The sequence below is a fragment of the Tardiphaga sp. OK245 genome (genome assembly GCF_900108575.1).
GTDB lineage: Bacteria > Pseudomonadota > Alphaproteobacteria > Rhizobiales > Xanthobacteraceae > Tardiphaga > Tardiphaga robiniae.
The window spans coordinates 948,360-969,366 of record NZ_FNWZ01000001.1 but is presented as its reverse complement, the minus strand read 5'-3'; the positions used below and the strand labels follow the sequence as shown (position 1 = coordinate 969,366).

The 21,007-nt window shown below is 61.9% G+C and carries 23 protein-coding genes and 1 tRNA gene; 15 read left to right on the top strand and 9 right to left on the bottom strand.

Going from position 1 to position 21,007, the window contains the following annotated elements; translation table 11 throughout:
* Positions 1-31 precede the first annotated feature (31 nt).
* The 8 genes from murA to BLW80_RS04405 all read left to right on the top strand — a co-directional run bounded on the left by murA (position 32) and on the right by BLW80_RS04405 (position 5,322).
* Positions 32-1,321: a UDP-N-acetylglucosamine 1-carboxyvinyltransferase gene (gene murA, locus BLW80_RS04440; RefSeq protein ID WP_093756957.1), complete on the top strand. Its 1,290-nt coding sequence runs from the start codon at positions 32-34 to the stop codon at positions 1,319-1,321.
* 21 nt (positions 1,322-1,342) lie between these two features.
* Complete coding sequence (locus tag BLW80_RS04435; RefSeq protein WP_089266100.1) at positions 1,343-1,789, top strand: DUF2948 family protein; 447 nt, start codon at positions 1,343-1,345, stop codon at positions 1,787-1,789.
* Positions 1,790-1,892: 103 nt separating this feature from the next.
* Positions 1,893-3,188: a histidinol dehydrogenase gene (gene hisD / locus BLW80_RS04430; RefSeq protein ID WP_093756956.1), complete on the top strand. Its 1,296-nt coding sequence runs from the start codon at positions 1,893-1,895 to the stop codon at positions 3,186-3,188.
* The gene (locus tag BLW80_RS04425) at positions 3,185-3,682 is read left to right on the top strand and encodes a UPF0262 family protein (protein WP_089266102.1); all 498 of its coding nucleotides are present in this window, start codon (positions 3,185-3,187) and stop codon (positions 3,680-3,682) included. The genes hisD and BLW80_RS04425 overlap by 4 nt, the downstream gene beginning before the upstream one ends.
* A gap of 74 nt (positions 3,683-3,756) precedes the next feature.
* Positions 3,757-4,224, top strand: coding sequence for an arsenate-mycothiol transferase ArsC (locus BLW80_RS04420; protein ID WP_068734774.1), 468 nt, complete (start codon positions 3,757-3,759; stop codon positions 4,222-4,224).
* Between the two features lie 74 nt (positions 4,225-4,298).
* Positions 4,299-4,922 (top strand): Maf-like protein, encoded by a 624-nt coding sequence (locus BLW80_RS04415; protein WP_093756955.1) that lies wholly within the window; start codon positions 4,299-4,301, stop codon positions 4,920-4,922.
* 1 nt (position 4,923) lies between these two features.
* Complete coding sequence (yacG, locus tag BLW80_RS04410) at positions 4,924-5,088, top strand: DNA gyrase inhibitor YacG (RefSeq protein WP_439059750.1); 165 nt, start codon at positions 4,924-4,926, stop codon at positions 5,086-5,088.
* Positions 5,089-5,246: 158 nt separating this feature from the next.
* Positions 5,247-5,322: transfer RNA gene (locus BLW80_RS04405), tRNA-Phe, on the top strand.
* Between the two features lie 626 nt (positions 5,323-5,948).
* Here BLW80_RS04405 and BLW80_RS04395 read toward each other — a convergent pair.
* Complete coding sequence (locus tag BLW80_RS04395) at positions 5,949-6,599, bottom strand: HAD family hydrolase (protein ID WP_093756952.1); 651 nt, start codon at positions 6,597-6,599, stop codon at positions 5,949-5,951.
* Between the two features lie 861 nt (positions 6,600-7,460).
* Here BLW80_RS04395 and paaX point away from each other — a divergent pair.
* From paaX to paaE, 6 genes are all read left to right on the top strand, one after another.
* Positions 7,461-8,333: a phenylacetic acid degradation operon negative regulatory protein PaaX gene (gene paaX / locus BLW80_RS04390; protein ID WP_093756951.1), complete on the top strand. Its 873-nt coding sequence runs from the start codon at positions 7,461-7,463 to the stop codon at positions 8,331-8,333.
* A 75-nt stretch (positions 8,334-8,408) separates the two neighbouring features.
* Positions 8,409-9,401 (top strand): 1,2-phenylacetyl-CoA epoxidase subunit PaaA, encoded by a 993-nt coding sequence (paaA, locus tag BLW80_RS04385; protein ID WP_093756950.1) that lies wholly within the window; start codon positions 8,409-8,411, stop codon positions 9,399-9,401.
* A gap of 17 nt (positions 9,402-9,418) precedes the next feature.
* Entirely contained in the window at positions 9,419-9,706 is a 288-nt protein-coding gene (gene paaB, locus BLW80_RS04380; protein ID WP_089265549.1) for a 1,2-phenylacetyl-CoA epoxidase subunit PaaB, read from the top strand.
* 79 nt (positions 9,707-9,785) lie between these two features.
* Complete coding sequence (paaC, locus tag BLW80_RS30680) at positions 9,786-10,562, top strand: 1,2-phenylacetyl-CoA epoxidase subunit PaaC (RefSeq protein WP_244527945.1); 777 nt, start codon at positions 9,786-9,788, stop codon at positions 10,560-10,562.
* Complete coding sequence (gene paaD, locus BLW80_RS04370) at positions 10,559-11,059, top strand: 1,2-phenylacetyl-CoA epoxidase subunit PaaD (protein WP_502688584.1); 501 nt, start codon at positions 10,559-10,561, stop codon at positions 11,057-11,059. The genes paaC and paaD overlap by 4 nt, the downstream gene beginning before the upstream one ends.
* Positions 11,060-11,071: 12 nt before the next feature.
* A complete protein-coding gene (paaE, locus tag BLW80_RS04365; RefSeq protein WP_093756947.1) occupies positions 11,072-12,151 on the top strand; it encodes a 1,2-phenylacetyl-CoA epoxidase subunit PaaE in 1,080 nt (359 codons plus the stop codon).
* Here the strand turns inward: paaE and BLW80_RS04360 are convergent, their stop codons facing one another.
* The 8 genes from BLW80_RS04360 to paaG all read right to left on the bottom strand — a co-directional run bounded on the left by BLW80_RS04360 (position 12,152) and on the right by paaG (position 19,609).
* Positions 12,152-12,577, bottom strand: a complete 426-nt coding sequence (locus BLW80_RS04360) for a PaaI family thioesterase (protein WP_093757343.1) — start codon at positions 12,575-12,577, stop codon at positions 12,152-12,154.
* A gap of 31 nt (positions 12,578-12,608) precedes the next feature.
* On the bottom strand, positions 12,609-13,847 hold the full coding sequence (locus BLW80_RS04355; RefSeq protein WP_093757342.1) for a cytochrome P450: 1,239 nt from the start codon (positions 13,845-13,847) through the stop codon (positions 12,609-12,611).
* Between the two features lie 36 nt (positions 13,848-13,883).
* Entirely contained in the window at positions 13,884-14,195 is a 312-nt protein-coding gene (locus tag BLW80_RS04350) for an EthD family reductase (RefSeq protein ID WP_093756946.1), read from the bottom strand.
* Between the two features lie 66 nt (positions 14,196-14,261).
* The gene (gene paaZ / locus BLW80_RS04345) at positions 14,262-16,289 is read right to left on the bottom strand and encodes a phenylacetic acid degradation bifunctional protein PaaZ (protein ID WP_093756945.1); all 2,028 of its coding nucleotides are present in this window, start codon (positions 16,287-16,289) and stop codon (positions 14,262-14,264) included.
* Positions 16,290-16,331: 42 nt separating this feature from the next.
* Positions 16,332-16,967, bottom strand: coding sequence for a TetR/AcrR family transcriptional regulator (locus BLW80_RS04340; protein WP_093756944.1), 636 nt, complete (start codon positions 16,965-16,967; stop codon positions 16,332-16,334).
* Between the two features lie 23 nt (positions 16,968-16,990).
* Positions 16,991-18,325, bottom strand: coding sequence for a phenylacetate--CoA ligase PaaK (paaK, locus tag BLW80_RS04335; RefSeq protein ID WP_093756943.1), 1,335 nt, complete (start codon positions 18,323-18,325; stop codon positions 16,991-16,993).
* Between the two features lie 22 nt (positions 18,326-18,347).
* Entirely contained in the window at positions 18,348-18,818 is a 471-nt protein-coding gene (paaI, locus tag BLW80_RS04330) for a hydroxyphenylacetyl-CoA thioesterase PaaI (protein WP_093756942.1), read from the bottom strand.
* Positions 18,818-19,609 carry a 2-(1,2-epoxy-1,2-dihydrophenyl)acetyl-CoA isomerase PaaG gene (paaG, locus tag BLW80_RS04325; protein ID WP_093756941.1) on the bottom strand — a complete coding sequence of 264 codons (792 nt, stop codon included), beginning with the start codon at positions 19,607-19,609 and terminating at the stop codon, positions 18,818-18,820. The genes paaI and paaG overlap by 1 nt, the downstream gene beginning before the upstream one ends.
* A gap of 201 nt (positions 19,610-19,810) precedes the next feature.
* Between paaG and BLW80_RS04320 the strand changes: the two genes are divergently transcribed.
* Positions 19,811-20,992 (top strand): ABC transporter substrate-binding protein, encoded by a 1,182-nt coding sequence (locus BLW80_RS04320; protein ID WP_093756940.1) that lies wholly within the window; start codon positions 19,811-19,813, stop codon positions 20,990-20,992.
* Positions 20,993-21,007 lie beyond the last annotated feature (15 nt).

Below are 21,007 nucleotides of genomic sequence, written 5' to 3'. Positions count from 1 at the left end.
AGTCAGGGCACAGCAATCAGCGGGAATCGGTATGGATCGCATTCGCATCGTCGGCGGCAGCAAACTCAATGGCACGATCCCGATTTCGGGCGCCAAGAACGCGGCGCTGCCATTGATGATCGCCGGTCTGTTGACCGACGAGACGCTGATTCTCGACAACGTGCCGCGTCTGGCCGACGTCGCGCAGTTGCAGCGCATCCTCGGCAATCACGGTGTGGACATCATGTCGGCCGGCAAGCGCCCGGGCGACCATGAATATCAGGGCCAGACCCTGCATATCTCCGCCGCCAACATCATCGACACGACAGCGCCCTACGAACTGGTCTCGAAGATGCGCGCCTCCTTCTGGGTGATCGCGCCGCTGCTGGCGCGTATGCACGAAGCCAAGGTGTCTCTGCCCGGCGGCTGCGCCATCGGCACCCGTCCGGTGGATCTCTTGATCATGGCGCTGGAGAAGCTCGGCGCAGAACTCACCATCGACGGCGGTTATGTCATTGCCAAGGCCCCCGGCGGCCTCAAGGGCGCCGAGATCGATTTCGCCAAGGTCACCGTCTCCGGCACCCATGTCGCGCTGATGGCCGCGACGCTGGCCAAGGGCACGACCATTATCAACAACGCGGCGTGCGAGCCGGAAATCGTCGACGTCGCCGACTGCCTGAACAAGATGGGCGCGCGCATCTCCGGCGCTGGCACGACGACGATCACGATCGAGGGCGTGGCCAAGCTGAATGGCACGCGCCACACCGTGCTGCCGGATCGTATCGAGACTGGCACCTATGCCATGGCCGTGGCCATGACCGGCGGCGATGTGCAACTTTCAGGCGCACGGCCTGAATTGCTACAGTCGGCGCTCGACGTACTGGTCGAGGCCGGCGCGACGGTGACGCCGAACAACGACGGCATCCGCATCTCGCGAAACGGCGCGGGCATCAAGCCGGTGAACGTGTCGACGGCGCCATTCCCCGGCTTTCCGACCGATCTGCAGGCGCAACTGATGGCGCTGATGACGACAGCCACGGGCTCCTCGCATATCACCGAGACAATTTTCGAGAACCGCTTCATGCATGTGCAGGAGCTGGCCCGCTTCGGCGCGCGAATTCACCTCGACGGTGAAACCGCGACCATCGACGGTACGGCCAAGCTGCGCGGCGCGCCCGTGATGGCGACCGATCTGCGCGCCTCGGTCTCTCTGGTGATCGCCGGCCTCGTCGCGGAAGGCGAGACCATGGTCAACCGCATCTATCATCTCGATCGCGGCTTCGAGCGGCTCGAGGAAAAGCTGTCCGCCTGCGGCGCTACCATCGAGCGCATCAGCGGATAGGATTCTCTCAAAGGGGTCGCCGTGACGGGTCAACGCAAGCTGATTGCACTGGATGCCGACGACCTCGCGGTGATTTCCGCGCATGTTCAGGATGCGGCTGTCAATGTCGGCGACATTATCTGGCGGCAGAGCGAGAAGCGGCTCGTGGTCGGCATGAGTCGGCTCGACTGGGATCAGACGATTTCAGGGGAAGTCACGCCGCGCCGGCTGGTCTCGGCGCTGCGCTTCGACCGCGTGCTGGCCTGCAAGTCCCGCGATATCGATCTCGAAACGCCCGACATCGCGCTGGAACTGTTCGGCATCGAATTCCATGCCGCCGAGCCTCCTGGCGGTAGCGTCGTCCTGATCTTCGCCGGTGGGGGCGCACTCCGGCTGGATGTCGAGTGTCTCGAGGTCGAACTGGCCGATCTCGGCCCGGACGATCTGACCAGCGATGCCGGCACCGAGGCCTCCGGTCTGGACGCCTGATCCGCTATTCATCCTTTCCATGGCAGCACAGGGTTGACGGCCCTTTGCCGCCGCGCCATTGAGCAGGGGGCCTTGGCCGGCAAGGCCCCGCCGGAACACCAGAATGCCAATTCGTATCGATACCGCCAGCGCCGATTTCACCCAGCGCTTCAATGCCTTCCTGACCATGAAGCGCGAAGTCGCGGCCGATATCGAAGCCGCCACCCGCGCCATTGTCGACGATGTCGCCGCTCGCGGCGACGTGGCGCTGTTGGAGGCGACCCGCAAGTTCGATCGGCTCGACCTCAAGGCCTCGGCTCTGCGCGTGACCCCTGCCGAGATCGATGCCGCCGTGGCCGCCTGCGACGCAGAGACCGTCGAGGCCCTGACATTCGCCCGTGATCGCATCGAGCTGTTCCACAAGCGCCAGCTGCCCAAGGACGACCGCTTCACCGATGCGCTGGGCGTCGAGCTTGGCTGGCGCTGGAGCGCCATTGAAGCTGTCGGTCTCTATGTGCCCGGCGGCACCGCCGCCTATCCATCGTCGGTGCTGATGAATGCCGTGCCGGCCAGGGTCGCCGGCGTCGAGCGCATGGTGATGGTGGTGCCGTCGCCGGACGGCAAGCTCAACCCGCTGGTGCTGGCCGCCGCAAAGCTCGGTGGCGTCTCCGAAATCTACCGCGTCGGCGGCGCGCAGGCCGTGGCCGCGCTCGCTTACGGCACCGCGACCATCGCGCCGGTGGCCAAGATCGTCGGTCCCGGCAATGCCTATGTGGCCGCTGCCAAGCGCCAGGTGTTCGGCAAGGTCGGCATCGACATGATCGCCGGTCCGTCGGAAGTCCTGGTCATCGCCGACGATACCGCCAATGCCGACTGGATTGCGGCGGATCTGCTGGCGCAGGCGGAGCACGACGCCAACGCGCAGTCGATCCTGATCACCGACAGTGAGCGCCTTGCGGACGATGTTATCCTTGCCGTCGAGGCCCAGCTCACCACACTGCCGCGCGCCGAGATCGCGCGTGCGTCGTGGGAGAGTTTCGGCGCTGTCATTCTGGTCGATAAGCTCGATGACGCCGTGCCGCTCGCCAACGCCATCGCCGCCGAGCATCTCGAAATCATGACGGCCGATCCTGAGGCGTTCTCGCTCAAGATACGCAATGCCGGCGCCATCTTCCTCGGCGGCCATACGCCGGAAGCGATCGGCGACTATGTCGGCGGCTCCAACCACGTGCTGCCGACGGCGCGCTCGGCGCGGTTCTCCTCGGGCCTCGGCGTACTTGACTTCATGAAGCGAACATCGATCCTGAAGTGCGGGCCGGATCAGCTGCGGGCGCTGGGACCGGCTGCGATGACGCTGGGCAAGGCCGAAGGCCTCGATGCCCACGCACGTTCGGTCGGATTGCGCCTCAATTTGCGATGAGTAATGCCCCTCCACCAGAGGATGACAGCAACAACCGCATCGTCGCGGTGACGCTCGATGAGGAATCGATCGGCCGTTCCGGGCCGGATATCGAGCATGAGCGCGCGATCGCGATCTACGACCTGATCGAGCAGAACCTGTTCGCGCCGGAAGGCGCACACGTCGGCCCGTTTACGCTGCATATCGGCATCACCGGCAGCCGGCTGATGTTCGACATCCGCCGCGAGGACGGTACGCCTGTCGTTGCGCACCTTCTGTCGCTGGGGCCGTTCCGCCGCATTGTGAAGGACTACTTCATGATCTGCGACAGCTACTATCAGGCGATCCGCACCGCTACGCCTGACAAGATCGAGGCCATCGACATGGGCCGCCGTGGCATCCATGACGAAGGCTCGCGGACGCTGCAGGAACGATTGGCCGGCAAGGTGCGCGTCGATTTCGAAACGTCGCGACGGCTTTTTACGTTGATCTCTGTCCTTCATTGGAAGGGCTGAGCAGCGCATGATCCCGAAAAGTGGATTCCGGTTTTCGGACCCGATCATGCGCCAGAAAAAGCGAGCGTAAGCGCATGGCCGCGCCGCCACGCGCGCGTACGCCGCAGGCGGTGTTGTTTGCCTGTGGCCAGAACAGCGTGCGCTCGCCGATGGCCGCCAGCCTGCTGCAGCAGATGTTTCCGCAGGCGCTGTATGTGAAATCCGCCGGGGTGAAGAAGGGCGAGCTCGATCCCTTTGCGGTGGCCGTGATGGCCGAACTCGGCCAGGACATCTCCAGACACAAGCCCATGACCTTCGAGGAACTCGAGGACTGGGAAGGGCTCAATTTCGATCTCATCATCACGCTGTCGCCGGAGGCGCATCACAAGGCGCTGGACCTGACGCGCACCGATGCCGCCGAGGTCGAATACTGGCCGACGGTGGATCCCACGGGAACCGAAGGTAACCGCGACCAGAAACTGGCGGCCTATCGCGAGGTCTGCGATGGGCTGCTGCTGCGGATTCGCAAACGTTTCGCGAAAGGCGGCGCCGCCAGCGGCTAAATAACCGCACCGCGGTTGTCGAAGCAGGGGGCTTCCGATAGGTTCCCCGCGCATTTCCAGGATCATCAGCCCGCATGCTCGGCCGCCCCAAATTCGTTCTCGCCTCCGGTTCGCCCCGCCGCCTCAGCCTGCTCAATCAGGCCGGGATCGAGCCCGATGCGCTGCGTCCTGCCGATGTCGACGAGACCCCGAAGCGGGGCGAGTTGCCGCGCGCCTGCGCCAATCGTCTGGCCCGAGCCAAGGCGGAAGCGGCGCTGAAGTCGGTCCAGCTCGACGACGAACTCCGCGGCGCGTTCATTCTCGCGGCGGATACCGTGGTCGCCGTCGGCCGCCGCATCCTGCCCAAGGCGGAACTGGTCGATGAAGCCTCGCAGTGTCTGCGGCTGCTGTCGGGCCGCAACCACCGTGTCTATACGGCGGTCTGCATCGTCACCCCCAAGGAAAGCTTCCGGCAGCGGCTGATCGAGACCAAGGTGCGCTTCAAGCGCCTCAATGAAGAAGACATCTCGACCTATATCGGCTCCGGCGAGTGGCGCGGCAAAGCCGGTGGCTATGCCGTGCAGGGCATTGCCGGCTCCTTCGTGGTCAAGATGGTCGGCTCCTACTCCAATATCGTCGGCCTGCCGCTCTATGAGACCGTCTCCCTGCTGGGCGGCGAAGGCTTCCCGATCCGTTTCGGTTGGTTGAATGCAAGCTAAAGTGTCCAAATCCGGCGAAAAACCGTGCCCGATCTGCGGCAAGCCCGCGGTGGAGGCCTCCAAGCCGTTCTGCTCCGAGCGTTGCCGCGACGTCGATCTCAATCGCTGGCTGTCGGGTTCCTATGCGATTCCCGGCAAACCGACGGATGACGAGGACGCCGAATAGGCTTGACGGGCATTCGCGCTGTCCAAGCCGGTCCGAAGCGATCATTTCCCATTGTTTTGACGGGAAAATCTTCGTTCACAGAAATGCCATCGGGCGGGTGGACAGGGCCGATTTGCCTGACTATAAACCGGCGCTCCCTGGACCTGATCCGGGGCGGCGCCCAGGTAGCTCAGTTGGTAGAGCATGCGACTGAAAATCGCAGTGTCGGTGGTTCGATCCCGCCCCTGGGCACCATCTCATTGTAGATATCTTTCCCTTCAATAAGTTAAACCCTATCAGTGCGTTGCGCTTGCCCGACTGCCTAACAAGGGTGCGCAACAATGCTGTTTCGGGTGGTACGTCCAATGAAGCGGAAAAGCTCGCGATCTGCCTACTTCGTGCAGCGCATTCCAGCCGATATAAAGGGCAGGGTCGTGGGGCAAAGGCTCGCGATACCATTCGGCGACAGCGTCAAGTTCGTCACTCCAACTGCGCGTGCCCAGTCGATCACCTTTTCGCTTGGGACTGATGATCCTGCTCAAGTCAAAATCCTACAGGCGGCTATCGGCAAGTGTGCCATCAATATCGAATAGCAGCGCCTTCCCCGATCTATTCAGCATGGTAACGTCCTTCCGAGCAGGGACAAATTTATCGCGTTTAATTAAGCCGTTCCGCAGTGGGTCAAGATGCGAAATACTCGCCCGGAGCACGTGCCTTCCGGGTTTTCGCTGACAACGAACATGCCGCTGTAAAACAAGAACTGACGCTATGTGCCCACGAGTAGACTTGCCGACGAATCTCGCATTACCCCAATTTGCGGCAAAATCTTGATATTAGAATTGGCCTGCTGTGCGTAGAAGCACAGAGATTCGTAGCCGTTTCTATGAATCCCAGTCCTGCGCTGCCGCTCCGAGAACCTCACTAAAGCTCTCAATCTGGCGGAGAGCGCCGGAGAAGTCGTGTTTTCCATTAAAGGCATGGCGAACTGCAACGCAGTGGCAACCGGCAGCTTTCGCCGCCTTCATGCCCGCGGAAGAATCCTCGAAGACGAGGGTATCCTTCGCGCTCACCCGCAATCGGGAAAGCGCTAACAGATAGGCTTCCGGATCGGGCTTATGACGCGCCACATCTTCCTGAGTGATGACCAGGTCGAAGGAGTTTTGTAGATCGAGCTTCGCCAGCACCTTCTCAACCATCCAGGTGGCAGCCGAACTGACCACTCCGATTTTTGTCCCGCTGCTCCGCGTTTCAAGAACGAATTGGCGGGCTCCCTGCGTTTCAGAGACTTCCGCCTCGATCAGATCGAGATAGAAGCCGCGGAAGCGATCATTGAACTCATCAAATGGCGGTCTTAGATCGTATCGTTTGAGAAAATGCCCGGTGACCGTGGGCCAGTCTTCGCCCATCACGTCAGCATAGATCAGGTGGTTGGCTTTCGCTCCATAGGACGCGCAGGCCTGAGCTAGTGCTCGTGCTTTCAAAGCCTCGCTGGCTGCAAGAGTGCCGTCCAAGTCAAATAGGTAGGCTTTCATCTTCGATCCGTATGAGGTCCGATGCCAGATAGTACTTGATGCGTTATGTAGGCAAAGGACCATTCACCGTTGCTCGCGACAAGTACGAAATTCTTGATATACTCGCCAATACAGGAGCGACGATGAGTCCGGGTCGGGTCGGTCGCTACAAGGGTGAACCAGCGGCAAGTCTGCCCATTTCCGCTAGGCCGCCGGAAGCGGAAGTCAATTCATAGCAGTGGCGGCTTTGCGCCACATATTGCGGATTGATGGTGTGCCGTGGAGGCGATTCAAGCTCCCAAAACTGGAGCCTCTGATCATGAGGGTGGGCCTCGATCAGGTTTCGACCACGTTCCCTCACCGACTTGAAGGTTGCAAATGAAGTCCTGCCTCGGGGGGGATCCACCAAGACCATTGCCCCCCACCCCCCAACATGCCCGTGGCTGCTGCGCACCATCATGATTAGCATGAAGGATGGCATTGAGTGATGGATGGCAACACCTCCCACCATAGAGCCCGCCTTACGAGCACTCTTGGGGTGTCGTCCTCCATACATTGCACGGGTGTGTCGCGGTCGCGCCCGAGAAAGAGCAGCATGAATCACCTTATCGCTTTTGTGCCGTGCTCTGCAGGTTTTGCTGCGTTGGCATTTGCCATGCATCGCTACCAATCGATATCATCGGCAGGTCGCCGCCGCTGACCACGACGCGAGTCCTTCGAATGGTCGGCGCGGGTGCACTGTGTTTTGCGCTCAGCACTCAGTACTTCGCCGGATTCTGCTCTTTGCGCCGGGCCGCCGGCGCATGTCGGATCTCATTCTACCAATCAAAGTGCAGGGGCGAGCAGGTTGGTGATTGCCCCGGAATGTTTTACGGATGTGGCATGTCGCAGCATCCGCTCTTTCGCATTATCAGCCGATTCAAGCGTGAACCCTCGCGCACTGGCTCACTGATCATTACCTTCTATGGCGACGCAATCTTGCCGCGTGGCGGATCGGTATGGCTCGGCACATTGCTGGCATTTCTGGACATGCTCGAGATCGACGGCGGCGTGGTGCGCACCGCGATGTCCCGGCTCGCAGCAGATGGCTGGCTCGATCGCGAGAAGGTCGGCCGCAAGAGCTTCTACAAGCTGGCTCCAGACGGGCAGGAGCGCTTCGCGTCAGCCGTAGCGCATGTCTACAACCCGCAGCCCTCCGAGTGGCAGGGGCTTCTTGAATTGCTCCTGATCTCCAATGGCGGGGATCGCGAGGTGTCGCGCGCCGCCTTGACCGAGGCGGGGTTCGGCAATCCGATGCCGGGTGTCTGGGTCGCGCCATCCGGCACCGCCGTGCCATCGGCAGCGGCCGGTGCGATCCGGCTGGAAGTATCGGCCGATAACGAAATGGGGCGACGCCTGATCGGGGAGTCCTGGCTGCTGCCGCGGATCGCCGATTCGTATCGGGATTTTCTGAAGACTTTCGCGCCGCTCGAGGCGTGGATCGCCGGCGCGGATGCACTGCCGCCGGCAGATGCGATGCTGGCGCGCGTCCTGCTGATTCATCAGTACCGCCGTGTCCTGCTGCGCGACCCATTGCTGCCATCGGCGCTGCTACCGGCGGATTGGCCCGCCGCAGAGGCTCGTGCGCTGTGCGGACGGATCTACCGGGCCTTGCTCTCAGCCGCCGAGCAGTGGCTCGACCAACACGGCGCAAGCGCGGGCGGACCATTGCCAGCGCCTGGCATGGAACTCGCCCGCAGGTTCTCGGACCAGTAGCCATTATGTTACAAAAATATCTTGATATTCGTTTTTTCCGTTATATGTTATGGGAAACATACGGGAGGACGAGGCATGTATACGCAGGCCCTGAATGCGCCGCAGGCCGACGACCGGCATCTGGAAGACGCTGATAAATCCGCTCGTTTCGAGGCCCGCGTCGCCAATGAGGAGCGCATCGAGCCCAATGACTGGATGCCTGCTGCCTATCGCAAGACATTGACGCGGCAGATTTCCCAGCATGCGCATTCCGAAATCGTCGGCATGCTGCCGGAAGGCAACTGGATCACGCGTGCGCCGACCCTGCGTCGCAAGGCGGCACTGCTGGCCAAGGTGCAGGACGAGTGTGGGCACGGCCTCTATCTCTACGCGGCCGCGGAAACGCTCGGCACCTCGCGCGAGGAACTTGTCGATCAGATGCTCAGCGGCAAGGCGAAGTATTCGTCCATCTTCAACTATCCGACGCTGACCTGGGCCGATATCGGCGCGATCGGATGGCTGGTGGACGGTGCCGCCATCATGAACCAGATTCCGCTGTGCCGATGTTCCTACGGCCCCTATGCGCGCGCGATGATCCGCGTCTGCAAGGAAGAGTCGTTTCATCAGCGCCAGGGTTACGAGATCATGGTCACGCTGTCGCACGGGACGCCCGAACAGAAGGCGATGGCGCAGAGTGCGCTGGATCGCTGGTGGTGGCAGTGCCTGATGATGTTCGGCCCGCCGGATGGCGAGAGCCAGCACAGCGATCAGTCGACCCGCTGGAAGATCAAGCGCTTTTCCAACGATGAGTTGCGTCAGAAATTCGTCGACGCCACTGTTCCCCAGGCCGACTATCTCGGCCTCAAGATCCCGGATGCGGATCTCAAGTGGAATGCAACGACGGGCCATTGGGATTATGGCGCCATCGACTGGAAGGAATTCCAGGACGTGCTGGCCGGCAATGGCCCCTGCAATCGTGATCGTCTCGCCGCGCGCCGCAAGGCACATGACGATGGCGCATGGGTCCGCGAGGCCGCCGCGGCCTATGCGGAGAAGCAGCGGGCACGCCGCGCAGCTGTCGCGGCTTGAACGGACAGGAGCTGATCATGAGCACGCCGAACATCCAGCTTTGGGAAGTCTTCATTCGCAGCCGCAACGGGCTGGCACATAAGCATGTCGGATCGCTGCACGCCGCGGATGCCGCCCTGGCGATGCAGGCGGCGCGCGATATCTACACGCGCCGCGGTGAGGGGCTGTCCATCTGGATCGTCCCGTCGGACACCATCGTCGCCTCGGATCCCGCCGAGAAGGACATGATGTTCGAGCCGGCACTGTCGAAGATCTATCGGCATCCGACATTCTACGATGTGCCGGACGAAGTTGGCCACATGTGAGCAAGCGCCCGCGCTGCTTCTCTCGCGCACGCATCATGCTCTTACAGCAACAGAATTCTTGCCAGCAGGATCACAGGCCATGGCCGCAGCTTCGATCTCGGTAACTGAGAGCCCCCTGGTGCTCTATGCGTTGCGTCGTGCCGACGACGCGCTGATCCTGGGACACCGGTTGTCGGAATGGTGCGGCCATGCACCGATGATGGAAGAGGATATGGCGCTCGCCAATATGGGCCTCGATCTGATCGGCCAGGCGCGTGAGCTGTATAGCTACGCGGCAAAGGTCGAAGGCAACGGCAATGACGAGGACCGCTACGCCTATCTGCGCGACGTCCGCCAGTATCGCAATTGTCTGCTGGTCGAGCAGCCGAACGGCGATTTCGCCCGCACCATCGTCCGGCAGTTCTTCTACTCGGCCTTTGCCGATTCCTACTGGCGCGCCATGATGGGTTCAAAAGATGCCACCCTGGCTGCGATCGCCGCGAAATCCGAGAAAGAGAGCGCCTATCATGTCCGGCATTCGTCCGAATGGGTGATCCGCCTTGGCGACGGCACGGCCGAGAGCCACAGTCGTGCGCAAGCCGCAGTTGACGATCTTTGGGCCTTCACCGGCGAGCTGTTCCATACCGATGACAGCGATGCCGCATTGATCGCCGATGGGCTGGTGGTCGATCCGGAAAGCCTGCGCGCTGGCTGGACCGACAACGTGACCGGTGTTTTGCAGACGGCGACGCTGGCATGCCCGAACAAAAGCTGGATGCAGAAAGGCGGGCGTTCGGGACACCACAGCGAGCATCTTGGCCACCTTCTCAGCGAGCTGCAGTCGCTGCAGCGCTCGTTCCCGGGTGCAACGTGGTGATCGCCGACACCAATGACAGTGTGTTGCGGGCGCGTGCATGGGCTGCAGCCGCCGAAGTAGTCGATCCGGAAATTCCGGTGCTGACCATCGCGGATCTTGGCGTCCTGCGCGACGTATCCATTGTGGACGGACAGGTCGAGGTCGCGATCACGCCGACTTATTCGGGATGTCCGGCAATGAACATGATCGCGCTGGAAATAGAACTGGCCTTGGCGCGCGAAGGCATTCGGAATTCGAAGGTCAGAACGGTATTGTCGCCGGCCTGGACAACCGACTGGATGAGCGACGATGGCCGCCGCAAGCTCAGGGAATACGGTGTGGCGCCACCGCAGACCGGGAGCGGCCGCCGGGCGCTGTTTGGTGAACAGCGTGTGGCCTGTCCGCAATGTGGATCGACCGATACCGAAGTGCTGTCCGAGTTCGGCTCGACGTCCTGCAAGGCGCTGTGGCGCTGCACGGCGTGCCGCGAGCCCTTCGACTATTTCAAGTGTCATTAGGACGACTGCCCGATGTCCCATACTCCCAAATTCCATCGCCTCGCGGTCGATGATCTGCGCCGCGAGACCTCCGATGCGGTGTCGATGACGTTCGCAATTCCCGAAGATCTCGAACAGGATTACGCGTTTGCGCCGGGGCAGTATCTGACGCTGCGGACTATGATGGATGGCGAGGAGGTGCGCCGGTCCTATTCGATCTGCTCCAGTCCTGATGATCGCGAACTGCGCATCGCCGTGAAGAAGGTCGACGGCGGTGCCTTTTCGAACTGGGCGCTCGAGCAGATCAAATCGGGAGACGAGCTCGACGTCATGACGCCGACCGGCCGCTTCGGCATCGCGCATGCGCCGGAGCAGGCGCGCATCCATGTGGGCTTCGCGGCGGGCTCCGGCATCACACCGATCATGTCGATCATTCGCGGCATTCTCGCGCGTGAGCCACAGAGCCGCTTCTTTCTCTTCTACGGCAACCGGACGGCCTCCGGCATTCTGTTTCTTCAAGCACTGGAGGAATTGAAAGACCGGTTCATGGGCCGTCTGTCCGTGTTCCACGTCCTATCTCAGGAAGAACAGGACCTGCCGATCCTGTATGGCCGGCTGGATCACGACAAGGTCTCCATCCTGCTGCGTGCGATGGTGCCGGCGAAGGCGATCGATCATGTGTTCATCTGCGGACCGGTGGCCATGAGCGAGGAGATCGCGGCGACCTGTGCCGAACTCGGCGTCGCAGCCGAGCATGTTCATGTCGAGCGTTTCGTCTCGGGCCTGGGTGGCAAGCCACGGCCGAAGCCGGTCGTGGCTCCGAAGGCGCCCCCTAAGGCGGTCGCGGCGCTCATCGTGGACGGCAAGCGCAAGGACGTGCCGATCGTCGAGGGGGAATCCATTCTCGATGCGGCGCTTCGCGCGGGCATGGATCTGCCCTATGCCTGCAGGGGCGGCATGTGCAGCACTTGTCGCGCGAAAGTCGTCGAGGGCGACACGCAGATGGATGTCAATTATTCGCTGGAGCCGTGGGAGCTGGAGGCGGGCTTCGTGCTCACTTGTCAGGCACATCCGGTGTCTGCGCGCATCACCGTCGACTATGATCAGGTCTGATTACTTGCTGTCGCGCATGATCGCATAGGCGGTCTGGGCCAGCGCGACTGGCTTTGCGTCGCTTGCGGTTTCGATCGTTACACTGCCGAACGCCATGGTGCGCCCGAGCCTGACTACACGTGCCTGAGCCAGCAGATCGGAACGCATGGCCGGTTTGAGGAAGTGGATAGTCTGATCCACTGTGGTCATCGGCAGATAGCCGCCCGCTGCCGAAGATATCGCGAACACCATGGCGGTGTCGGCCAGAGACATCAGCGCCTGTCCGCAAACCACGCCGTTATCGCGGCAGAGCCTGTCCGAGAACTTCATGCGCAAGATAGCGCCGTCACCGCCGATGCTTTCGATTGAGAGGTCGAGGTCCTGCACCCATGGGGCAAAAACGGTCTGCAGCAGATGAGTGGCAGTAGAGGCGTCGAAGGTCGTCATCACGGAGCATCCTGCATTCGATGTGAAGAAATCATCCAAGCGTTACGGGCAATGATGTGAAGCCGCGGAACCGGGCGCGCCGGGCCCGCTGTGCAGGACCGGAGGCGGCGAAATCGGGGAAGCGAGCCATGAAGCGTGCGATGGCGATGCGGCCTTCCATGCGGGCGAGATTGAGACCCGCGCAGACATGGGCGCCCGAAGCGAAAGCCAGATGGCGGTTCGGCGCGCGGCTGATGTCGAGTTGATCAGGCGTAGCAAATTGCGCGGGATCGCGGTTCGCGGCGCCGATGCACAGCGTGATCAGCGTGCCCCTCGGAAGTGCGATGCCTCCGAGCTCGGTCTCGACCGCGACGCTGCGGTTGCCGAGCTGATTGGAGCTTTCGAACCGCAGGAATTCCTCGATCGCGGGGCGGATCAGCGCCGGCTCGTCGATCAGACGCTGCTTTTGCTCCGGAAAGCGCAACAGCAGTTCGAGGCCGTTGCCGATCAGATTGGTCGTGGTCTCATGGCCGGCATTCAGGATGAAGATACAGTTCTGCAGCAATTCACTTTCACTGAGCCGTTCGCCGCCAGCGGTTTCGCCGGCGATGAGACATGTCAGGACGTCGTGTTCGACATCGCCCGGCCGTGCTCGCCGGTCCGCGACCAAGCGGCGCAGATAGTCCAGGAACTCGGCGACGGCGATTTCGCCGCGTGACTGCACCTCTGCCGACAGCGTTGGTTCAAGGGCGCCGAGAATGGCAAGCGACCAGCCGCGCAGCGGGCCGCGTTCGTCATGGGGCACGCCAAGCAGGTTGCCGATCACCTCGATGGGGATCGCCGAGGCGAAATCCTCGATCAGGTCGGCATGGCCGCGGGCCGCGATGTCGTCGAGCAGGCGGTCGACCAAAGCGACCAGCCGCGGTTCGGTTTCAGCGATTGTGCGGGGGCTGAGGGCGCCGGCAATGAGATGGCGAACGCGCGTATGCAGTGGCGGATCGTTGAACACGAGGCTAGTCGTGTGGTGTTCGAACAGCAACGAACCGATGCCGTATTTGGGCGCGAATTCCACCTTCTTGTCGGAACTGAAGCGGGTCGTGTCCTTGTAGATGGCCTCCAGATCGCTGTGCCGTGTTAGGAACAGCGACCCATCTGCCATCCGGTGAAGCGGATCGTGCGCCTGAAGGGCGCGGTAGGTCGGATAGGGGTCATCGTAAAAGGCGTCGGGCAATGCCTTCAACGAAAAGCCGCGGACGAGCTCCGCATCACCGATCGCCGCCGCGCTGGCCATGAGCTGCATCTCCACCGATCATTGACGCTGAAGGCCTCAGGCCAGAATCTCGCTGATCTGAACCGTAGCCTGAGTATCGGTGAAATTTGGGATGTCGGCGAAGATCTCGCGGCCATGCGCCTTGCCGGCAGCCTTGAAATTGTCGAGCGACCCGAAGGTCAGCAGCGCCATCATCTGGAAGTCCGGTGCGCTGCCGTCGGGTTTGCTGACGCCCTTCACGACCTGGGTATTGGTCAACCCATGCGGTGTCCAGCGTTCCCTCACCAGCGGCATATGCTTGCTCAGATAATAATCGAGGTCGAATTTCGTCTCGGCTCCGGCGGGATACATCACTGTGACGAGGATCATGGTGGTCTCCTGAATAGATTTCGGGTGTGGTGGCGGGCAGCCAATGGGCGCTGCCCAATACAAGAATCAGGGGCGCACGGCGTTCATCGTGAGCAGTTCATAGGTCGCCGCCGTTTCGTTGGTCGCGGTGGTGATCTCGACGTCCCAGCGAACCTCGCCATATTGCTTGTTGCGCGGCGACTTCTCCTTCGCGGTCAACCGTACCTTGATGGCCTCTCCGGGTTGCACCGGCTTGATGAAGCGCAGCGAGTCGAGGCCGTAATTGGCGAGCACCGGGCCGGGATCGGGATCCACGAACAGTCCGGCAGCGAAGGACAGCAGCAGGTAGCCATGGGCGACGCGGCCGGGAAAGAACGGATGTCCCTTGGTCGCTTCCTCATCCATATGGGCGTAGAATGTATCGCCGGTGAAGTGGGCGAAGTGCTCGATGTCCTCGAGCGTGATCGTGCGTTCCTTCGACATGAAGGTCTGCCCGACATCGAGATCTTCGAAGTGATAGCGGAACGGATGTCGTTCCTTCTCGACGATCGGCGCGCCTTTGGACCAGCTTCTGGTGATCCCGGTGAGCATGGCAGGTGATCCCTGCAATGCAGTGCGCTGCATGTAGTGTTGCAGACTGCGAATGCCGCCGAGTTCTTCGCCGCCGCCGGCGCGACCGGGACCGCCATGGACCATCTGTGGCATAGGTGAGCCATGGCCGGTCTGTTCCTTGGCGCAATCGCGATCGATCATGACCAGGCGCCCGTGGAAGCTGCCGATGCCGAATACGAGGTCGGATGCGATTTTTGTATCATGCGTATAGACCGATGCGACCAGACTGCCGCCGCCACGATTGGCGAGCGTGATCGCGTCATCCAGCGCGTCGTAGCCCATCACGGTACAGACCGGGCCAAATGCTTCGATCTCATGCACGCTGACGGCACTGGCGGGATTCGCGCAATGCAACAGCAAAGGCGGCACGAAAGCGCCGCGTGCGGCGTCCGCACCCTCGACGGAAAAATGGTCGGGATCGCCGCTGACCAGTTCGGCTTCGCTGCGCAGCTTCGCTACATGGGCGAGTACGTCGCGCCGCTGGTCTAGTCCCACCAGCGGGCCCATGCGCACGCTTTCCAGTTCGGGATTGCCGATGGTGATTTTGGCGAGTCGTTCGCGTAGCGCCGCGATGACGGCATCGACATGGGCGGATGGTGCCATAGCGCGGCGGATTGCGGTGCATTTCTGTCCCGCCTTCACCGTCATCTCCTTCGCCACTTCCTTGATGAACAGGTCGAATTCCGGCGTGCCAGGCCCGGCATCGGGTGCGAGGATAGCGGCGTTGAGCGAATCCCGTTCGGCCACGAAACGAACCGCCTCCCGGGCAATAATCGGATGTCGCTGCAGCTTCTGCGAGGTCTCGGCCGAGCCGGTGAAGGACACCACGTCCTGGCAGGTGAGGTGATCGAACAGGTCGCCGGTCGAGCCGACGACAAACTGGAAGGCGCCGTCGGGTAGAATGCCGGACTCGGCAATCATGCGCGCCAGCGCATGCGCCACATAGGACGTGACGGTCGCGGGCTTGGTCACGACGGGAACGCCGGCCAGTAATGCGGGGGCGAGTTTTTCCAGCATTCCCCAGCAGGGGAAATTGAACGCATTGATATGAACCGCGACGCCATGCAGCGGCGTCACGATATGCTGGCCGGCGAAGCTGCCGGTTTTCGACAGCGATTCCACGCCGCCATCGAGCATAAATTTCGCATTGGGCAGTTCACGGCGACCCTTGCCGGCATAGACGAACAGGGTGCCGATGCCGCCGTCGACATCGATCATGTTATCGGTGCGGGTCGCGCCGGTCTGGAACGACAGCTTGTAAAGCTGCTCCTTGCGCTCGGTCAGATACTGACCGAGTTTCTTCAGCATGTCCGCGCGCTGGTGAAAGGTCAGTCGCCGCAGATGTGCGCCGCCAGTGCCGCGGGCATAGTCCAGCACCTTGCGCATATCGATCCCGCCACTGATCGCTTGTGCGATCACGTCGCCGGACACTGCGCTGGCGATCTCGATCAGGTCGCGCCCGGGGGCCGCCCATTGTCCGCAAACGAAGCTTTCGATTTTCATGAGATCGCCCTTCTTTGTGAGTGGCCGAGTGGGGAGGCTGCGCTACTTGCGTGCGGTGGCACGTTTGGGGACGGGAGCGGGCTGCGCCAGCAGATCGCGCGTGCCGTCGGTGATCAGCCGTGTGACCAGGTCGGCATAGTCCCCGCGGGTGAACGGGCCCTGGCTCCTGAACCAGAGGTAGTGCCAGTTGACCATTCCGAACAGCGACATCGTCACCGGCTTGAGCATCGTCGTGCCCGCGAGCTGCGGGGCGATCCCGGATACGGCGCTGGAAAAGATGCGCACGAGTTCGCGTTCCATGTTCTTCAACGCGGATTGGCGCTCGTCGGACAGGAACCGCATGCTGCTGATCTGCACGCTGTGCTGTGCGTCGGCGTCGCGATAGGCCTCGAGCAGCGCCGCCACCAACTCGCGCAACCGCGCGGCGGGTGCCAGATCGGGGTGGTCGGCAGCCTCGACGACTTGCAGCAGGTCTTCGAGATGGACGCGGATGACGTCGAACAGAAGCTCATCCTTGTCCTTGTAGTAATGATAGAGATTTGCCTTCGATACCCCGCATGCAGCGGCAATCTTGTTCATGGATGCACGGTCATAGCCGTATTCGGAGAACAACTCCGCTGAGCGATCGAGGATCGCGCGGCGCTTGTCGTCGTAGTTATTGGCGCGAGGACGGGCCATGTTGAATCGAAGTCCTTTGGAATCTAGCTCTGCGGCCGGCGGTCGAGGATGCGTCTAGCCTTGCCGGCCGAGCGTTCGATGCCGTCGGGGTCGCGGATGATGACGCGCGATGTGATGCCGATGGTGTCCTTGATCGCCTGCTCCAGCCGGTTGGCGGCGGCCTGACGGAGGTCTGACGCAGAGAATTCGGGACGTGCCTCGACGTGAATCTCCATCTCGTCCATGCGACCGCTTCGCGTCAACACGATCTGGTAATGCATCGACAAGCCAGGGATGGTCTGCAGCTTTTCCTCGATCTGGGTGGGAAACACATTGACGCCGCGCAGGATGATCATGTCGTCGGTTCGGCCGGTAACCTTCTCCATGCGTCGCATGGCGCGCGCCGTGCCGGGCAGCAGGCGGGTGAGGTCGCGCGTTCGGTAACGGATGATCGGCATCGCCTCCTTGGTCAGCGATGTAAACACCAGCTCGCCTTCCTCGCCGTCTGGCAGCACCTTCCCGGTGTGGGGATCGATCACCTCCGGATAGAAATGATCCTCCCAGATATGCAACCCATCCTTGGTCTCCACGCACTCGCTGGCGACGCCCGGGCCCATCACCTCCGACAGGCCGTAGATGTCGACGGCATGAAGATCGAAGGCTTCCTCGATCTCCTCGCGCATCGCATTGGTCCACGGCTCGGCACCAAAGATGCCGATTCGCAGCGACGACTTGCGCGGATCCAGGCCCTGCTTCCGGAATTCATCCAGGATTGCCAGCATGTAGGATGGCGTGACCATGATGATATCCGGCTTGAAATCGGTGATGAGCTGCACCTGCCGTTCGGTCATGCCGCCGGAAACCGGGATCACCGTGCAGCCGAGACGCTCCGCGCCGTAATGCGCGCCGAGACCACCGGTGAACAGGCCGTAGCCATAGGCGTTATGCAGCTTCATGCCGGCGCGTCCGCCTGCGGCGCGGATCGAGCGAGCAACCACATCGCTCCAGGTGTCGAGGTCGCGCTTGGTGTATCCGACGACGGTGGGCTTGCCGGTGGTGCCCGACGAGGCATGGATGCGCGCGACCTGTTGCTCGGGCACGGCGAACATGCCGAACGGATAGTTGTCACGCAGATCGGTCTTGGTGGTGAACGGAAATTTCGCGAGATCGTCGAGGCTCGTGAGATCGTCCGGATGAATACCGGCGGCGTCGAATTTGGCGCGGTAGTGCGGGACGTTGTCATAGGCATGGCGCAACGACCATGCGAGTTGCTTCAGCTGCCAGGTCTGCAGGTCTGCGGTGGCGGCGACTTCGTAGCGGTCCAGTTCAGTCGGTTCGGGTCTGAGCTGGTCCAGCTTGCGCAACGGCATTTGAAACATGGAATCCTCCCGGATCGGCTTTTTATTGAGCTAGGGTGGAATTCGGCGGCACCAACTCGCCCGAAATGGTGCGCGAGTGGCCGCGGAATTCGGCAACGACGATATTATTGCTGTCACGCACCGTGACATCGTAGATGCCACCACGCCCGGCCTTCGAGCGTTCGATGGCGTGGGCGGTGAGCGTCTCGCCGGCAGCAACAGCGCGGATAAAGGTCACGGCGCATTGTTGCGCGACAGCGCGCTGATTGTAGCTGTTGCAAGCGAAGGCGAAGGCCGAGTCGGCGAGGGTAAAGATGAAGCCGCCGTGGCAGATATCGTGGCCATTGGTCATGTCGAGCCGCACGCTCATAGTCAGTACAGCTTCGCCGGGCGCGACCCGCTGGATCGACATGCCCAGTGCCTTGCTGGCGCGATCATCGTGCCACATCGTGTCGGCACAGGCCTGGGCCATGGTCTGCGCCGCGGTCTCGGCTGCTGCCTCACGCGACTCCATCACTGCCTCCCGACAAAGCGCGGTGCGCGCTTTTCCATAAAGGCGGTGACGCCTTCGAGATAATCCGGCGTCCGGCCGGCCTCTCCCTGCAGATCGCATTCGAGGTCGAGTTGCTGGTCGAGACTGTTGGTCTCGGAGGCATCGAGCGCCCGTTTCATCAGCGCAAGTCCTGCCGTGGGTTGGGTCGCAAAATGCGTGGCGAGACGATGCGCCTCGGTCATCAGGTCGGCGTCATCGACCGATTTCCAGATCATGCCCCAGGCTTCCGCCTGGTCCGCGGGAACGGGTTCGGCGAGCAGTGCAAGCGCGCGGGCCCGCGCGGTGCCCACCAGTCTCGGCAGGATCCACGTGCCGCCAGCATCCGGGACGAGGCCGAGCTTGGCAAAGGCCTGAATGAATTTCGCGGAGCGCGCGGCGATCACGATGTCGCAGGCGAAGGCCACATTGGCGCCCGCGCCGGCCGCGACGCCGTTGACGGCACAGATCGCTGGCATCGGCAGGCTGCGCAATTTGCGAACCAGCGGATTGTAATAGGTCGCAATGGTGACCGAGAGATCCGGTGTTTCACCCGGCGTGAACACGCCGTCGGAGAGGTCCTGCCCAGCACAGAAGCCGCGGCCGGCGCCAGTCAGAATGATGGCCCGGCAAGACGTGTCGGTTTCCGCAGTCACCAGCGCCGCCATCAGTTCGGCATGCATTGCAGCGCTGAACGAGTTCAACCGGTCCGGCCTGTTGAGCGTGAGAACGCGATAGCCTTCGCGGATATCGGTCGTGACGAGGCTCGTATCCACCGCTTCCTCCCTATTGTTGCTTCGTCGTTATTTTTCGGCTCTGCGCCGTTGTGAAGCAGACGTTACTATTGACCAACCGTCCGGTCAATTATAAAAGTCGACCCGGGATTTGGTGCCATCGCGCGCGGTTTGGCCGCTAGGATGCACGCAAAGCGCCGGGCACGCTCAAAAATGGGCGGCCATCACAGGGGAGGAAACGAGATGACGTGCCACTCGCATTTCAAGAGCCTTGCTATTGCCGCAGCCATCGCGCTGCCGCTGTCGGGATTGTCCATCTACAGTCCGGCGCTCGCACAGCAGATTGTCAAAATCGGGTCAGTGTTGTCGGTTACAGGTCCCGCGTCGTTTCTCGGCGAACCCGAAGACAAAACGCTGCGCATGTATGTCGACAAGATCAACGCCGCTGGCGGCGTGGCCGGCAAGAAGATCGAACTCGTGATCTATGACGACGGCGGCGATGCCAACAAGGCGCGCACATTCGCCACCCGTCTGATCGAGGACGACAAGGTGGTCGCGATGGTCGGAGGCTCCACCACGGGCACCACCATGGCGATGGTGCCGGTGTTCGAAGAGGCGCAGGTCCCGTTTATTTCGCTGGCGGGTGCGATCGAAGTGGTCGATCCCGTGCGCAAGTTCATCTTCAAGACGCCGCACACAGACAAAATGGCGTGCGAGAAGATCTTCGAAAATCTCAAGCAGCGCAATTTTACCAAGATCGCGATGATCTCCGGCACCGACGGTTTCGGCGCTTCGATGCGGGCGCAATGCGTCAAGGTCGCCCCGACCTATGGCGTGCAGATCGTCGCCGAGGAAACCTATGGCCCGCGCGACAGCGACATGACGGCGCAGCTCACCAAGATCAAGGGTGTTGCCGGGGTGCAGGCCGTGGTTAATCCCGGTTTCGGACAAGGGCCCGCGATCGTGACGCGCAACTATGCGCAGCTCGGCATGTCGGCGACCCCGCTGTATCAGAGCCATGGCGTGGCATCGAAGAGTTTCATCGAACTCGCCGGTCCAGCTGCGGAAGGCGTACGGCTTCCGGCCGCGGCGCTTCTGGTCGGCGACAAGCTGCCGGACGGCGACCCGCAGAAGAAGGTCGTGGTCGACTACAAGCAGACATTCGAGGCGACGGCCAAGCAACCGGTCTCGACCTTTGGTGGTCATGCATATGATGGGTTGTACATCATGGTTGAGGCGATGAAGCGCGCCAACTCCACTGACGCCAAGAAAGTGCGCGACGAAATCGAGAAGACCAAGGGCTTTGTCGGTACCGGTGGCATCGTGACCATGTCTCCGACTGACCATCTGGGCCTCGATCTATCCGCCTTCCGCATGCTGGAAGTGAAGGGCGGCGACTGGGCCCTGTTGCCACCCGGTACCTGACGTCACAAACGGCGA

Bases quoted from the DNA above. Each gene is read 5' to 3' on its own strand.
- BLW80_RS04395 (WP_093756952.1), bottom strand. From the start codon at position 6,599: ATGAAAGCCTACCTATTTGACTTGGACGGCACTCTTGCAGCCAGCGAG.
- murA (WP_093756957.1), top strand. From the start codon at position 32: ATGGATCGCATTCGCATCGTCGGCGGCAGCAAACTCAATGGCACGATC.
- paaI (WP_093756942.1), bottom strand. From the start codon at position 18,818: ATGGAGTCGCGTGAGGCAGCAGCCGAGACCGCGGCGCAGACCATGGCC.
- BLW80_RS04360 (WP_093757343.1), bottom strand. From the start codon at position 12,577: ATGACGACCTTCGACGCCTCTACTGCCACTCATCTGCTGCAGACCGTT.
- paaC (WP_244527945.1), top strand. From the start codon at position 9,786: ATGGCCGCAGCTTCGATCTCGGTAACTGAGAGCCCCCTGGTGCTCTAT.
- hisD (WP_093756956.1), top strand. From the start codon at position 1,893: ATGCCAATTCGTATCGATACCGCCAGCGCCGATTTCACCCAGCGCTTC.
- paaE (WP_093756947.1), top strand. From the start codon at position 11,072: ATGTCCCATACTCCCAAATTCCATCGCCTCGCGGTCGATGATCTGCGC.
- BLW80_RS04415 (WP_093756955.1), top strand. From the start codon at position 4,299: ATGCTCGGCCGCCCCAAATTCGTTCTCGCCTCCGGTTCGCCCCGCCGC.
- BLW80_RS04320 (WP_093756940.1), top strand. From the start codon at position 19,811: ATGACGTGCCACTCGCATTTCAAGAGCCTTGCTATTGCCGCAGCCATC.
- BLW80_RS04355 (WP_093757342.1), bottom strand. From the start codon at position 13,847: ATGGCCAGCGCGGCGGCGATCGGTGATGCGGAGCTCGTCCGCGGCTTT.
- BLW80_RS04350 (WP_093756946.1), bottom strand. From the start codon at position 14,195: ATGATCCTCGTCACAGTGATGTATCCCGCCGGAGCCGAGACGAAATTC.
- paaX (WP_093756951.1), top strand. From the start codon at position 7,461: ATGTCGCAGCATCCGCTCTTTCGCATTATCAGCCGATTCAAGCGTGAA.
- paaA (WP_093756950.1), top strand. From the start codon at position 8,409: ATGTATACGCAGGCCCTGAATGCGCCGCAGGCCGACGACCGGCATCTG.
- paaB (WP_089265549.1), top strand. From the start codon at position 9,419: ATGAGCACGCCGAACATCCAGCTTTGGGAAGTCTTCATTCGCAGCCGC.
- paaK (WP_093756943.1), bottom strand. From the start codon at position 18,325: ATGTTTCAAATGCCGTTGCGCAAGCTGGACCAGCTCAGACCCGAACCG.
- BLW80_RS04425 (WP_089266102.1), top strand. From the start codon at position 3,185: ATGAGTAATGCCCCTCCACCAGAGGATGACAGCAACAACCGCATCGTC.
- BLW80_RS04340 (WP_093756944.1), bottom strand. From the start codon at position 16,967: ATGGCCCGTCCTCGCGCCAATAACTACGACGACAAGCGCCGCGCGATC.
- paaZ (WP_093756945.1), bottom strand. From the start codon at position 16,289: ATGAAAATCGAAAGCTTCGTTTGCGGACAATGGGCGGCCCCCGGGCGC.
- BLW80_RS04420 (WP_068734774.1), top strand. From the start codon at position 3,757: ATGGCCGCGCCGCCACGCGCGCGTACGCCGCAGGCGGTGTTGTTTGCC.